Annotated in this window: 17 protein-coding genes; 9 read left to right on the top strand and 8 right to left on the bottom strand. The window is 43.7% G+C overall.

Translation table 11 applies throughout. The annotated features are described in order from the left end of the window. Positions 1-21 precede the first annotated feature (21 nt). From MMA19_RS03495 to MMA19_RS03485, 3 genes are all read right to left on the bottom strand, one after another. Complete coding sequence (locus tag MMA19_RS03495) at positions 22-768, bottom strand: hypothetical protein (RefSeq protein WP_240205519.1); 747 nt, start codon at positions 766-768, stop codon at positions 22-24. A 109-nt stretch (positions 769-877) separates the two neighbouring features. Beyond that, positions 878-1183 carry a DUF3861 domain-containing protein gene (locus MMA19_RS03490; RefSeq protein ID WP_006069489.1) on the bottom strand — a complete coding sequence of 102 codons (306 nt, stop codon included), beginning with the start codon at positions 1181-1183 and terminating at the stop codon, positions 878-880. A 35-nt stretch (positions 1184-1218) separates the two neighbouring features. Beyond that, entirely contained in the window at positions 1219-1710 is a 492-nt protein-coding gene (locus MMA19_RS03485) for a DUF2798 domain-containing protein (protein WP_240205518.1), read from the bottom strand. 97 nt (positions 1711-1807) lie between these two features. Between MMA19_RS03485 and MMA19_RS03480 the strand changes: the two genes are divergently transcribed. Further along, positions 1808-2233 (top strand): MarR family transcriptional regulator, encoded by a 426-nt coding sequence (locus MMA19_RS03480; RefSeq protein WP_006069491.1) that lies wholly within the window; start codon positions 1808-1810, stop codon positions 2231-2233. A gap of 120 nt (positions 2234-2353) precedes the next feature. Beyond that, entirely contained in the window at positions 2354-2821 is a 468-nt protein-coding gene (locus MMA19_RS03475; protein WP_006069492.1) for a hypothetical protein, read from the top strand. A 104-nt stretch (positions 2822-2925) separates the two neighbouring features. On the opposite strand, the gene MMA19_RS03470 is transcribed toward MMA19_RS03475, so the two are convergent. From MMA19_RS03470 to MMA19_RS03460, 3 genes are all read right to left on the bottom strand, one after another. Next, positions 2926-3282, bottom strand: a complete 357-nt coding sequence (locus tag MMA19_RS03470; protein ID WP_240205517.1) for a DsrE family protein — start codon at positions 3280-3282, stop codon at positions 2926-2928. Positions 3283-3380: 98 nt separating this feature from the next. Beyond that, a complete protein-coding gene (locus MMA19_RS03465) occupies positions 3381-4160 on the bottom strand; it encodes a helix-turn-helix transcriptional regulator (protein WP_240205516.1) in 780 nt (259 codons plus the stop codon). 18 nt (positions 4161-4178) lie between these two features. Further along, positions 4179-4712 (bottom strand): YbhB/YbcL family Raf kinase inhibitor-like protein, encoded by a 534-nt coding sequence (locus MMA19_RS03460; protein WP_240205515.1) that lies wholly within the window; start codon positions 4710-4712, stop codon positions 4179-4181. Positions 4713-5037: 325 nt separating this feature from the next. On the opposite strand from MMA19_RS03460, the gene MMA19_RS03455 reads away from it, so the two are divergent. The 4 genes from MMA19_RS03455 to MMA19_RS03440 all read left to right on the top strand — a co-directional run bounded on the left by MMA19_RS03455 (position 5038) and on the right by MMA19_RS03440 (position 7763). Then, complete coding sequence (locus tag MMA19_RS03455; protein WP_006069496.1) at positions 5038-5559, top strand: RNA methyltransferase; 522 nt, start codon at positions 5038-5040, stop codon at positions 5557-5559. A 148-nt stretch (positions 5560-5707) separates the two neighbouring features. Beyond that, positions 5708-6079, top strand: coding sequence for a GntR family transcriptional regulator (locus MMA19_RS03450; RefSeq protein ID WP_031494015.1), 372 nt, complete (start codon positions 5708-5710; stop codon positions 6077-6079). Further along, positions 6076-6933, top strand: coding sequence for an ABC transporter ATP-binding protein (locus MMA19_RS03445; protein WP_198559048.1), 858 nt, complete (start codon positions 6076-6078; stop codon positions 6931-6933). The genes MMA19_RS03450 and MMA19_RS03445 overlap by 4 nt, the downstream gene beginning before the upstream one ends. After that, the gene (locus MMA19_RS03440) at positions 6933-7763 is read left to right on the top strand and encodes a hypothetical protein (protein ID WP_038227064.1); all 831 of its coding nucleotides are present in this window, start codon (positions 6933-6935) and stop codon (positions 7761-7763) included. The genes MMA19_RS03445 and MMA19_RS03440 overlap by 1 nt, the downstream gene beginning before the upstream one ends. Positions 7764-7827: 64 nt before the next feature. Here the strand turns inward: MMA19_RS03440 and MMA19_RS03435 are convergent, their stop codons facing one another. Next, on the bottom strand, positions 7828-8427 hold the full coding sequence (locus tag MMA19_RS03435; protein ID WP_240205514.1) for a LysE family translocator: 600 nt from the start codon (positions 8425-8427) through the stop codon (positions 7828-7830). A 119-nt stretch (positions 8428-8546) separates the two neighbouring features. Between MMA19_RS03435 and MMA19_RS03430 the strand changes: the two genes are divergently transcribed. Continuing rightward, positions 8547-9029 carry an Lrp/AsnC family transcriptional regulator gene (locus MMA19_RS03430; protein ID WP_240205513.1) on the top strand — a complete coding sequence of 161 codons (483 nt, stop codon included), beginning with the start codon at positions 8547-8549 and terminating at the stop codon, positions 9027-9029. Positions 9030-9364: 335 nt separating this feature from the next. Further along, entirely contained in the window at positions 9365-11536 is a 2172-nt protein-coding gene (locus MMA19_RS03425; RefSeq protein ID WP_240205512.1) for an immunoglobulin-like domain-containing protein, read from the top strand. A 120-nt stretch (positions 11537-11656) separates the two neighbouring features. Here the strand turns inward: MMA19_RS03425 and MMA19_RS03420 are convergent, their stop codons facing one another. Next, complete coding sequence (locus tag MMA19_RS03420; protein ID WP_240205511.1) at positions 11657-12256, bottom strand: hypothetical protein; 600 nt, start codon at positions 12254-12256, stop codon at positions 11657-11659. A gap of 594 nt (positions 12257-12850) precedes the next feature. Between MMA19_RS03420 and MMA19_RS03415 the strand changes: the two genes are divergently transcribed. After that, a complete protein-coding gene (locus tag MMA19_RS03415; RefSeq protein ID WP_240205510.1) occupies positions 12851-13825 on the top strand; it encodes an MBL fold metallo-hydrolase in 975 nt (324 codons plus the stop codon). Positions 13826-13861 lie beyond the last annotated feature (36 nt).

Raw genomic sequence — 13861 nt, 5'->3', positions numbered from 1 at the left:
GATAACTGTGCTGTTCTGCGATTAGAATTTACCGCCGTTGACCCACTCATGCTTTGGTGGAATAGGCTCTTCATTGATCCAAATTTCGACTATTTTCGCATTACTCACTCTGAATATCTCAAAGCGCGCATACTCTTGTTTTTGATGGATTACGCGACTGTACGCCACCACCGTATCACCCTGTCCGATGATTTTAAATACCTGGTTGTAAGCGCCGATGAGTTTTGATGGGTGAACCACGTTCGAGGAGGCATGAATGGGAATATCGTCAAACGTGATGTAGTTGTCTTTTGATTCCGTTTGACCAAGAACCATCACATCACAAAGAAAGCGACGTACTAGTTCTTTGTTGGACTCGGTGTGCTCTAAATCAGTGATTTCAGTTGGCCCACTAATCTGGTCGAGTTGGTCATCCGGATTATTTTGATAGGCAGAAATGACGTCCCAATGCTCAACTATCTTGTCGTGTTGGTCGGTGTCGAATAGGTCAGTTGTGAGCCAATAAGCTTCTCCGTTATTGATATCTTGATAAGCTTGAACAAAAACATATTGTCCGTCGACAACAGAGCGAATGATCTGGATATCTCTGACTCGACAGCGTTCAATGAATGGCTCAAAAAACTCCACGAAACCCTCAATTCCATTTCGGACGCCAGTACTGTGCTGGGTATAACGAATTCCTGTATATTTGGTCACAGCTTCTCTTACGTGACCATCGCGAATTCCTTCCATATATAGATTGGTGGCATTTTCCAGCTTCTTGCTCATATCTAACCCCGTCAATAAAGTGTCATTGTTAGAGTATTAAGCGTAGTTGAATCTTATTTAATGAGGAGAGAAACAAAAAGCCTCTCGTTACCGAGAGGCTAGGATAAGACTATTGTCCTTTAATGGTCTTCTTCAAATTTTGCATGAAGGTTTTGAAGTGGGGCATAAAGTCAGAGAATAGCGGATGCTTACGATCTTGCATCATCAAAGGACCTAATAGACGGATACTGACTCCAAGACGAGTCGCCGCTTGCTCATCCAGTCCACTCGACTGCTTCATTTTTTCGACAATGGCAAACATATCTTCTCTATCCTCGATTTCAAACGTCATGGTTTGAAGCTCGCGTTCCGCTTTAGTATTAGTTTCTTCGATAGTGATTCGATAAGTGTTGTGTTTACTATTGAGTGAATTCATAGTGCGCTCCTGTAGGGGGATTATTATTCTAAAGTCTAGCTTTTTAAGAAGGTTTCGATTTTAGGTTTCACTGTCATTGACATAACGACCATGATCGTTAGGCCAACAGGTAGTGCGGCAATAAAGCCCTTGAACCATTCATTGGTGAATACTGTCATATCAGCAAATCCAATGTTGTTGGCTGCGGTAACGAAAGCCAATAGCGATTCCATTACGACCGCCATACTTATCCCAACGATGAGGTTACGAAATGTCGCGCTTATTGACGGTAGCAGTCGATTGGCGAGCTTAGTAAGTAAAGTCATCATCACCATCCCGAAAGGCATCATTACGATAGCGGCTAGGGCAAATGAAGATAACCAATCGCTGTAAAAGGTTTCACGTAAACCGACATTCATGTAAGTCATCACACCTGTCAGAGTTCCTCCAATCACTGTCATCAAACTGACAATGACAAGCACCTTATATAGGATAGGGGTGCTTGCATCATTGGTGACAGGGGAAGCAGGCATTGTTTGTGTCGTCATTTAGGTTCTCCAGTCTTGAAATTGCTTAGAATTAAGTTGATAATGTCAACTATAAGTATTATGGTTGATAATGTCAACTATATTTTTAAGGATCACTATGTCTGAAAACACCTCACTTGAATCGATTTTCCGCCTCGTCCATACGCTGAAGCGTCAAATGAGTGAACAAATTGAAAGCCTTGATTGCGATGTAGCACCGATGCATATCAGAGTAATGAAGATCATTACTAAGCGAGCACCTTGTACATCAATTGATATTGCAAACCTGCTAAGCAGAGATAAAGCTCAGGTTACAAGGCTTATTAATACTTTGATTTCAGAAGGGTTGTTGGAGAAAGCTCCAAACCCTGAAGACAAGCGAAGCCACTTCCTGATATTGACGCCCGCAGGTGAAACCATCATGAGTAAAGTGGCTGAGATTGATAAAGCGATGTTGCTTCAAATGACGGCGGGTATTGATAAGCAAGACTTGGCCAAGTTTGCTGCCGTTGCGGACGCGATGACGGATAACCTAACAAACTAGCGTAGCAGTCCTGATAGTGTGGGTTACCTAAACGGTCCGCAATATAGGAAAAATTGGAAAATTGCTGCAATCTGATTAGAATGCGCGGTTCAATTTGATCGTTAACCAGAGCAACTTACTATGCTTCGTGATTACACCTTTAACTGCCTTGTGACCATGCCTCGTCATGAACTGGAAGAATTCAGCCTTCGAATGATTAGCCGAATGGTGCCAGAAGATGTTATGAGTGAGCTGTTTACCTTTGAACAAGAAGAAGTGGACAGCGAAGAGCGCATGATGTCGGCCCGTCTTGACGCAACGTTGCGAATGACGGCAATTGCTCTGAGCGAGATTCAACAGGCATTTGATGATTCTGAAAATGCAAAACAGAACAGTGAGCGAATGACACGACTTGTTTTGTGGCATTTCTATGCCATCTCATTCAATTTAGAGCAGGCAATTACCCTAGAGGTGCACTGTGAACAGGTCGAAAAACTGCTGATTGATCCGCCACAAGATGCGTTTGGCTGGGTCAAAATACTCACTGAGCTGCTGCACACGTACGCGAAGATAAACGCTGAACAGAATCCGCAACAAGACGCCGAATAATTGCTGGCATTTAGAGTTTAGTTATATATGAATTGAGAAGGTGGTCGCGCCTTCTCAATGCATAGCTAGGTAGAGCTATCGCTCAGAGCCGAATGATTACCTAGCTAAAAACTGACTGTTTTGTCCGCCATTAATACCCAATTTGCCAAATCATCCATTGTGGCGAGTTCACAGCCTTCAATAACATCAAGTCCTGATAATCCACGCGCCTGAATACAAGAGCCGCAGAATTTGACCTCACTATCTTGGGCAATCACTATCTCTAGCATTTGTTGTATGTTGTAGCCTTCGTTCGGGAATTGTCTTGGTAAGACTGCAGTGACAGCATCGGAAAGCAAAAATAGATTCACCTTAACGTTCTGACTGTCTTGCTCATTGAGTTGAATGGCGAGTCGCAAGGCATTAAAGAGCTTCTCGGAACCATAAGGTGCATCATTGACGATAATCAGGACCTGCTGCATTTGAATTTTCCCTCTCGCAAAAAATAACCGTAAGAAGGGTAACATTACCCCACAAACTAAAGGGTTAATGGGATCACGTTATAGGTTCTGTTCCAAGCTTAGACCGCCACTGTCTTAATATAGTCTCGAGGTGATAAACCAAATTTTCCTTTGAAGCGTTGGCTGAATCGACCCTCGGATTGATATCCACACGATTGGGCTAATAGTGCGACGTTATAAGAGCCGTTTTGGATTAAAAACAGAGCATGGTTTAAACGCACTTCTGCCAGTACTTCTCGATACTGTGTACCTTCTTGTTTTAACCGACGAATCAGAGTAGCACGACTCATAGCGAAATGTTGTGCGACGGTTTCTAGGGCATGTTCTTCGCTTGGGGAATGAGAAAGATAGCGACTCAGTTTTTGACTAAATCGAGTCTCTGAGTCAGAGAACAACTGATGCAACGCGCCGTATTCCGCTAATTGTTGGTAAAGCCCCATCACCCAGAAATTCTGGGTTGCGTTACTCATGTGGTGTTGTTCAAATGAAAACAAAGCATTGAGTATGTCTTGTAATGCGTTTGTCGCTTCTAAGATTGGTAGGTCGTCTTCTTGGCTACGATTTCTGCTTGTCTCTAACATGGATTGTGTAGGTAAGCAGTGGAAACTGAATACTCTGGAAAGAAATCGTCCTTTCTGTGGTAGGTTTTCAAAGCTGAGTGATGCAGCGGCTTCGCAAAGCAGCAATTGAGAGTGCGACACATCCATGGCATTGTCTTTCCAAAAAAGTCGCTTACTGCCAGAAATGATTTGAATAATACTCGGGGAATGAATCCGCACATTTCTGAGTCGTTGAAGTTGTTCGGCTCGAAATAACGTTACTTGGTATGGATGGTTCATCATTCCCCCTTGAATAAGTTAGCGTGTATAAGTAGCAGTCAGTTTTGCTTTGCCTATCGCCATATTATTAAGCGTAAAGCCGATAACCGCAGATGGTGTGTCCTGATTAAGATCGAGTTTCTCTGTTGGCAACGCCCAGACGGTAAATTGGTAACGATGCATACCATCGGCCTTTGGTGGGCAAGCACCACCAAATCCAACACTACCATAATCGATTCGAGACTCTCGGCCCCCTAGTTTTTTGATGTCCACACCTCGCGGTAACTCGGTCACAGAAGCTGGAATATTAAAGGCGACCCAATGCCAGAAACCACTGCCGGTTGGGGCATCTGGGTCATAGGCGGTGATTGCAAAGCTCTTTGTTCCCTCTGGAACGTCGCTCCATGTCAGTTGCGGTGACTGATTGCCACCATCACAACCCCAACTGTTATATTCAAAGGTTTTAGCCATTGGATGGCCTTCTTGAATATCATTGCTTTTTAATTCAAAGGCGTATGCTGATCCCATGGCTAACAGGCTTAGCGCTAATACTGACGGAGTAAATACTTTCATTGTGGTGTCCTTTTGTGTGAGTTCGAAGCTAAGTGTATTCCTTCATTCACACTTCATATTGTCAAAAAGTATCAAAGTTAACGGTAATTAATAATTTTATGATACTTAATGATAAAGGCAAACACCTCAATAGAGGTTTAAATGAATTGGGGTGCCACTTTTGTTGTATAGGAAAGATATTGTTGTAGTAGGAAGACCCCTAACTCTGAACGGTGACTAGATATTGACGCGCACCAAAAACAGCACGAATAACGTTTCTATGGCATAATCCTGCGCCATCAAAGTACGCTTTTTATTATCTGACAAACCAAGTAGAACCCTATCAATGACAACAGAATCTACCGTCATTATCGGATTACACAATCCGAAGAGCCCAACGAATGTCGGTGCCGTAATGCGAGCAGCAGGGTGCTATAACGCAACCCAAGTTCGTTATAACGGAACCCGTTATAGCCGAGCTGTGAGATTTCAAACGGACACGCAAAACACCCATGAACGGATTGAGCTGGTTGAGATGAATGACTTAACGGCTGACGTCGCAGATAACGTTTCAGTTGTTTGTGTCGAGTTCGCCGTCGGCGCGACGTCGCTTCCTTCATTTAATCATCCAGACAATGCCGTTTATGTATTTGGCCCTGAAGATGGCTCATTACCACAAGAACTAGTAGATAAAGCCGACCATGTGGTTTATGTGCCTACCCATGGCTGCATGAATCTTGCGGCAACCGTCAATGTTGTCTTGTATGACCGTTTGGCCAAGTCGTTAGGACCGATCGACGATCATCAACAAGTTATTAGCAATCGGGATAATAAGAATCGTCTAAAGGTGAAAACAGTCGCCGTGTGACGACTTCAAGACCTCAAATAGTTGAGTAAAGCCCACTTTCTAAGGTGGGCTTTGTTTTCACTAATCCTATGTGAAAAACAATTACCTTCCAATCTGTTAGCTTAGGTGTTATACATATATATAACACCATTTCAGTCAAGGGGCGCTAATGACGCATTGGCATGATCGTCAACCGATTTTCCGTCAGTTGGCTGATCAAATTACTCAACAAATACTCCAAGGTATATGGCAAGAAGGTGAGCCGTTACCGTCAGTTCGTAATGTCTCTGCAGACATGAAGATTAACCATTTAACGGTTATGAAAGGTTATCAGTTGTTGGTAGATGAAGGGCTAGTAGAAAAGAAGCGTGGCCAAGGCATGTTTGTGGCGATAGGGGCTAAAAACAAATTACTGGCTGATGAAAAAGCCCGTTTTCTTGAACAGCAAATCCCTCAAATTGCTGTAACTTTGCAGCGTCTGGATATGTCATTAGACGAGTTTGTCCAGCAAATTAAACTCCATATTAAAGGTGACCAATGAGCGCTTTAGTCAGTGTGCAAAATGCATCCAAGCAATATAGTAAGCAAGGTGAAGGCTTGCACGATATCAGTTTTGAGTTACAGGCTGGTCAGGTACTAGGTTTGCTTGGACACAACGGTGCAGGTAAATCGACACTCATTAACGCCTTACTCGGCGCACACGATTACAACGGAACCATCCGTATCAATGGATTCGAACCGATAACTCAGCGTGACAAGATCATGCAAAGCTTGTCGTACATTTCGGATGTTAATGTGCTTCCTGGGTGGATGACCGTGGCGCAGTTATTGGATTACACCGAAGGGGTGCACACAGGGTTTGACCGCAGTAAAGCGGATGAACTACTGCGCCAAACTGACATCAAACCACGTGCTCGAATCAAAGCTTTGTCTAAAGGTATGAAAGTGCAATTGCACCTAGCGGTAGTCATTGCGACCAATACCCAAATACTGATTTTAGATGAACCAACATTAGGACTCGACTTGGTTTATCGAGATACTTTCTACCGCCACCTTCTAGAGTGGTTCCATGATGGTGATCGAGTACTAATTATCGCCAGCCACGAGGTGAGTGAAATCGAGCATCTACTTACCGATGTGTTGATTCTTAAACAAGGGCGTACAGTGCTGCAAAGCTCAATGGAAGCCATCAGCGAAGATTACTTCATTCTAGATGCTAGCGATGAGTATCGCGCTGAAATTGAAGCTATGAAGCCGCTCTCTTCTCAGAAAGGACTAGGCAGCACCAAGTGGTTGCTGCACTCACAATTTTCAGAACAGGCAGAAACGCTAGGGGCGGTATACGGCGTGAAATTGGCAGACTTATTTTTGGCTTTGCAAAAGGAGGCGGTGTAATGCGTTCTATTATGGCAATGCTACGTAAAGAGTGGATAGAGAACCCGCTTGTAACGCGAGTTCCGTTATTCCTATTTGCTTGTGGTTTACTTTTGTTTATTAGCTTAATGAGCAGTTCGACCTTGCAGCACAATATGTTCTTTCACATGAACTTTAGTGGTGACGTGAGTGACATCCATAAAGAAATGGCTAACGACGTCAACATGCTGATTGCAGGTGGTGCGGGGCTTTTATCAATACTGCTGGGTACTCAGTATTTTCCACGAACACTGCGTAAAGAACGTACTGAAGGCAGCATTATGTTTTGGCGTAGTATGCCAGTCAGTGATGTGAAAACGCACCTAGTTAAGTTAGCTTTTGGGTTGCTAGTGATTCCACTGGTGTGTTCAATATTGGTGTTTTTTGCCGATTTTCTGTTGTGGTTGCTCAATACTTCAACCGATCATCAATTGGCATTGTTACATAAACAGTCTTCTTTACTAGCGGTTATGTTTAGTTGGGTAGGCTTCTACTTGAGAATGGTGATTGCCGGAGTACTCTTGCTCCCATTGGCCCTTAGCGCTATGGCAATATCGCAAAAAGTAAACTCTCCATTATTGATTATGCTTATTGCAATCTATGTACTGCGCTGGATGCCGATAGCCATGTTTGGGTTTTATGGTGTCGACCAGTTCTTTTCGGACATTTTCTATCTGCCATTACATGCGATCTTGGCACCAAATCCGTTGAGTGCGATTCCAGCCGCCGGTTGGATGAATGTTAGTGTGTACGCAATTATCGGGCTCGCTGCTTGGACATTGAGTTTGAGGTTTAGTAAAACCGTTAGCTAATCGATATCACTCTAACTGACAGCCGTCTCCTGCTTGAACAAGGGACGGCTGTTTTGTATTGAGGTTAAATAGATTGTCCAGCCATCACAATGGCAACAACTCCTAAGCTTGCTCCAAGGCCACGGTTGACCCACAAGAAGTATTTAGGCGATGTCAGTAGCTTATTGAGTGCTGAACCACAGTATGCCCAAATGCACATAGACGACACTCCAATTGCAATGAAAATAGCCATAATCACCGCGTCATCGGATAGAACTCTGTTTTGACCGGGCAGAAACTGCGTCAGTAGAGTTAAAGAAGCAACCCAAGCCTTGGGGTTCAGAATTTGAACCAGCGTACCACTGAAAAAGCCAGTTTGTTTGTCCGTCTCACTATCGCTCAGTTTGAGGGTTGAAATCGACCAAGCGAGATAAAGTAGGTAACAGGTCCCTAGTACTTTTAGCGCTGTGTATAACATTGGTTCGGAGCTCAAAAGGTTTGTCAGTCCGAGACTTGAGCCAACAAGAATAATCGATACGCCTAAAGCACTGCCTGCGATGAAAGGTAACACAGCAACAAAGCCATACCGACTCGACAAACTAAGTAGCGCGATATTACCGGCGCCAGGTGCTATCGATATAGAAAATGAAAAAACGATAAACGCAAAGAGCAATTGAGCACTCATAAAATCCCCTGATAATGTAATGTTGCAGTCACTATTTAGCTTATCGAAACCACTAGAAATAGAATTGCCATTTACGTTAATATCGAACTCATATTGAGCAGAAAATTTCCAAATTAACTATGAATAAGAAAGAAAGCGCTACATATGAGTTGGATGATATAGATATTGCCATACTGAGGATCATTCAACGTGAAGGTCGAATTAGTAATAATAAACTTGCTGAACGAGTGAATTTGAGTGAAACGCCATGTTGGAGGCGTTGGAAACGACTTGAAGAAGCAGGTTATATCGACAACTACACAACGGTTCTCGATCGACAGAAACTCAACCTACAAGTGTCAGGCTTTACATTGGTAACGCTAGGTAATCACGATGTTGAAAGTACAGAGCCGTTTGAAGAATTTGTGGGTTTGGTAGAGTGGGTGGTTATGTGTAGCTGCATTGCTGGCAGCGCCGATTACATTGTCCAAATAGTTGCCCAAAGCCTTGAGCAATACTACGACAGGCTTAGCGAGTTGCGACGTGTCAAAGGTGTCACGGCGCTACAGTCGAATATGTCGATAAAAGAAATAAAGAGTACCTCCCACTTACCGATTGGTTGAACACAAGCAGTTTCATACCTAAACGTTGACCATTGCCACTTATTTTCTAGAGAAAACTATCAATAGGTTGCTTGGTGGAAATTTCCTACTCTTTGATAAAAATATAAGCAAATTTCGCCTATATGCCTCATTTTATTACCTTGGTCTAGAATTATTCACTTATTGATTTTTCATCGTGAATTAAGATCACGATATCGAAAATCTATACAAAAAGTACATGTATATCATGTGATTAATTTCTTACTTCAATCATATAATTCCTACGGAACTCAATGCGTTGCTGTATCTAAATGCTGAGTGAATCCCGTAATGAAATTGAATGAATAAGAGGTAATATGATGAAGCAAAAAACGCTCTATCTTGCTGTGGCTCTAGGTTTAGGCAGTATTGCGAGTGCAGCATCGGCGAATGAGATGGTGAACCCGGAAGCTGGTGTTGTAGTTGGTTATTGGCATAACTGGTGTGATGGCGCTGGCTATAAAGGTGGTAATTCGCCTTGTATTACGTTGGATGATGTTGATCCTATGTACAACGTTGTCAACGTTTCATTTATGAAGGTATTTAACACCAGCGAAGGCCGTATTCCCACTTTTAAACTAGACCCCGCGATTGGCCTTTCTGAACCGGAATTTATCGCACAAATTGAGAAGCTTAATCAGCAAAACCGAGCAGTGTTGATCGCGTTAGGTGGTGCTGATGCTCATGTCGAATTAAAGACAGGTGATGAACAAGCATTCGCACAAGAGATCATTCGACTGACTGACAAGTTCGGTTTTGATGGTTTGGACATCGACTTAGAACAGTCGGCGGTAACCGCTTCAGACAACCAAACTGTCATTCCTGCAGCGCTACGTATAGTAAAAGAGCACTACCAGCAGCAAGGTAAGAACTTCCTAATTACGATGGCCCCTGAATTTCCTTACTTAACGGAAGGTGGCAAATATGTTCCTTATATCACCGGACTAGAAGGCTACTACGATTGGATAAACCCACAGTTTTATAACCAAGGTGGGGATGGTATATGGGTGGATGGCGTTGGTTGGATTGCTCAGAACAACGACGCTTTAAAACAAGAGTTTATTTATTACATCTCGGATTCTCTTGCTAACGGAACGCGAGGTTTCCACAAGATTCCACACGATAAATTGGTATTTGGTATTCCTGCCAATATTGACGCTGCGGCGACTGGTTTTGTCCAAGATCCTCAAGACCTCTACAACGCGTTTAACCAACTAAAGGCTCAAGGTCAGGCGCTGAGAGGTGTGATGACATGGTCAGTAAACTGGGACATGGGCACCAACGCCTCAGGTCAGGCTTACGGTGAACAGTTTATTAACGACTACGGTGCGTTTGTACATGGTCAGACACCGCCACCACCTAGTGAAGGTAAGCCCGTATTTAGTGGTGTATCTGATGTTCGTGTGCGTCATGGTAGTGCGTTCGACCCTTATGCCGGTGTGACCGCAAAAGACAAGGAAGATGGAGACTTAACCAATAGCATTTCTGTTGAAGGCTCGGTCGACACTAACACCATCGGTACTTATGTATTGATTTATAGTGTGACAGACAGTGATGGCAACGAGACCAAACAGAGCCGTAATGTGGAAGTGTACAGTTTAGCTCCAGAGTTTGAAGGCGTCGCCGACGTCACCATCAAATTGGGCGATAGCTTTGATCCAATGCAAGGGGTAAAAGCCATTGACGCAGAAGATGGTGACTTAACCTCTCAAGTGCGTGTAGAAGGCAGCGTGGATGTAAACAAACTAGGTAAATACGACTTAGTTTACCGAGTAACAGACAGTGCTAATCAAACCACTACGGCAAATCGTGTGGTAACGGTCGCTGATGGCAGTTCTTGTGCAAACGCATGGGATGTTAGCGCTACATACTCTAAAGGAGATCTCGTTTCTCATAACGGCTCAACGTGGCGTGCTGAATGGTGGACTCGTGGTGATGAACCAGGCACTACTGGAGAGTGGGGAGTATGGCGAAAAGTGGATGATAATGGTTGCGGAACGCCAGCGCCAGGTTTTGACTTCACTATCGATGGATTGAGCTCTCAGTACACTTTGACTGGTGGTAGCGTTACTTTAAACCCAGTCATAAATACCAGTGAGTCTGCTTCTGTTGCCGTTACAGTTGAAGATAGCTCTAGCGCTAAGATATACGAGCAAACCCAGCAGGTGAATGACGAAGCGACGTTAACCGTGACATTGTCAGCTATAGAAGCTGGAAACTTTGTATTCAGAGCCACTGCGACAGACGGTGAGGGCAACTCGGAAGTAGCGACTCATGGATTCAAAGTGGTGGATGAATCAGTGACACCTCCTCCGGGAGAGCATCCGGCTTACGATCCTAACGCGACCTATGTCGAAGGGGATATCGTCACTGGCTCTGATGGCGGCTTATATCAATGTAAACCATGGCCTTATACAGGTTGGTGCTCAAACCCATCATATGCACCGGGTGAAACGGTGCATTGGTCAGATGCTTGGGACAAACTCTAATAGATAACTTCTGAGTTCCAAAGATAAGCCTCTCTGAACATCAGAGGGGCTTTTTTGTTGGAGGAGAGTAAGCTTTGCTCGGAAATGTGTTCTTTTACGTGATTCGTAGACTAAACAGCACTATTTTTTAAAGCGGCTGAATACGTCATCAATTGAACATGATACATCGAGTGGATTTTCTTGCCCTTGCACTAACATCATAGCGGAGCTAATTTCGGCTAGCGTACTGTTTCTCGAACTAGCAACCCTCTCTGGAGTCGACATACCAGCATGTGGCCAACCAGCATAGCCACCTTCTCGCCAGTTATCATTCGCACCACCTTCACTACCACTTGGTAATCGAAAGTCATCCTCTTCGGCTTTATCGATGACGACCATAACTAAGTCTTGGTCCCTTGGGTAGTAACCTGGGTCCATACCCAATAAGCGTTCTATTCTTAGGTGTGACAGGCCTATGCCAAAGTTATCAAATGTACTGCGGTCTGTAACCCAGAAAACACCGTCTTTTCTACCGAGTGCCCTGTTGGATTTGACATACTGCTCAAAGATATTCCTAGGAAACACGCAGACTGGAATATTAAGTTTATAGTTCTTCACCGGCACGAGAGCGGTCGAGGTTTTGTCGATAACGGCTAAAGCATTACACAGTTGAGTTGGTGTAACTAGGTTTTTAGACTGCTGTAATAACTGTCGAGATAATAATAAAGGTGATGGAAACATGGTATGACCCCTGTAAATAACTAGTAGTGAAAATGACAGCTCATACTTCGATAGTGCGTGTGAGAATTAGTATGGCACAACTTTCATATCGCGTTGCGTTTTATAGAACGGTTTTCACAACGAGCAATCTATAGGGCATTAATGAAGTATGGTCAGAAAAAGTTACTCAAAATGTTGTTATGAAAGGCCGAGAGTACGAAGCTCTGGTTACATGTACTGGCAGTGTTTTGACAAGAATCAATGGGTCAGGTCTTGCTTTTTCTGCTATTCGTTTGGGTATTTCAAAGAATTATCGTCGGACAATGAACTTTGTGAGCAATTTCTAAGAAGCTTTTGGACAAAAACTACTTAGGGCAATCACGTAAACGAGGAAAATGCGGATAACTTTAAATATGGAAAAGTCGCTTAGTCAGTGTCCAAGTTCTCAGGTGCAGAGCACTCTGAGTGACGCTTTTTTTAGAGCCTTGTGAACCCCAAATTTAACGAATTATAGCCGCATCCAATAAAATCGAATAAATGATGTCAAAGCATCGAATGCGATTTTTTCATCTGGATTCTACCTTTTTAATAACCTCTAAAGAAAGGAGCGAACAGATGAGAGTTACCACTAGTTTATGTCTTTGTGTTTTGTCAGTCACTTCAGCAAGCGTGGTCTCTAATGAGCCCGTTTGGGATGCCAATAAGGTTAAATTAGTCAGTGAGACATTAGCGGATGGTGTTTACGCTTACTATGCGTCAAATGCAAAAAAATTAGAAGCCAAAGGGTTTCCTGTGGCAACTAGTGGGGGGCTGGTGGTTGGCACTGAAGGTGTGTTAATCATAGATACTATGCTCAACAAGCGCCTAAACGCACAGGTTCAGGGGTTGGTCGGTGAGGTTGGAGGCAAGTCGACCGCAATCTATGCGGTGAACACCAGTTATCATGGCGACCATTCATACGGGAACATGTACCTACCTGAACAGTCTGTGATCATTCAACATCAAAATACTAAAGACTATGTCGACAACAACTTTAAAGCCGACACAGAGTTTATGATGTATAACTTTGGTCAAGGGCGTGGAATTGAGGAAATCGTTCCTACTACTGGGGATGTGTTAATTGAACCAGGAAGCCAAATTGCTTTGGATTTGGGTGACAAGACAGTACACATCATCGATTTTGGTTTTGCTCAGACTGGCGGCGATCTGTTTGTTTGGGAACCTGAGTCCAAGGTGATGTGGACAGGTAATGCCATTGTTGCTGTCAAACCTGCCTTACCATGGCTGCTTGATGGTCATATGTTGGCCACCCTCGAGACGTTCAAGAAAGTGTATACGTTTTTACCTGAGGATGCTCGGGTGGTGCCGGGGCACGGGAGTGTAATGAGTAAAGCCGACATTCAATGGCATATTGATTACCTGGAAGCGGTAAAGGAACAAGTTCAGCGTGCAGTGAACGAGGGATTGTCATTAGAAGAAACTGTCAAGCGTGTAAGCATGCCTGAATTTGGTGGTTACGCTTTGTTTGGTTGGGTACATTCTGGATTAAATATCCCCGCTGCCTACAAGGATCTGACTCAAGAAAATTAAGTGTTTTGTCGATGAGAGACATGGGTGGCTTAACTC

Origin of the sequence: Vibrio sp. CyArs1 (genome assembly GCF_022432925.1) — a bacterium.
In the GTDB taxonomy this organism is placed as follows: Bacteria; Pseudomonadota; Gammaproteobacteria; order Enterobacterales; family Vibrionaceae; genus Vibrio; species Vibrio mediterranei.
Note: the sequence above shows the minus strand (reverse complement) of the source record. Positions and strands in the feature narration are given on the sequence as shown.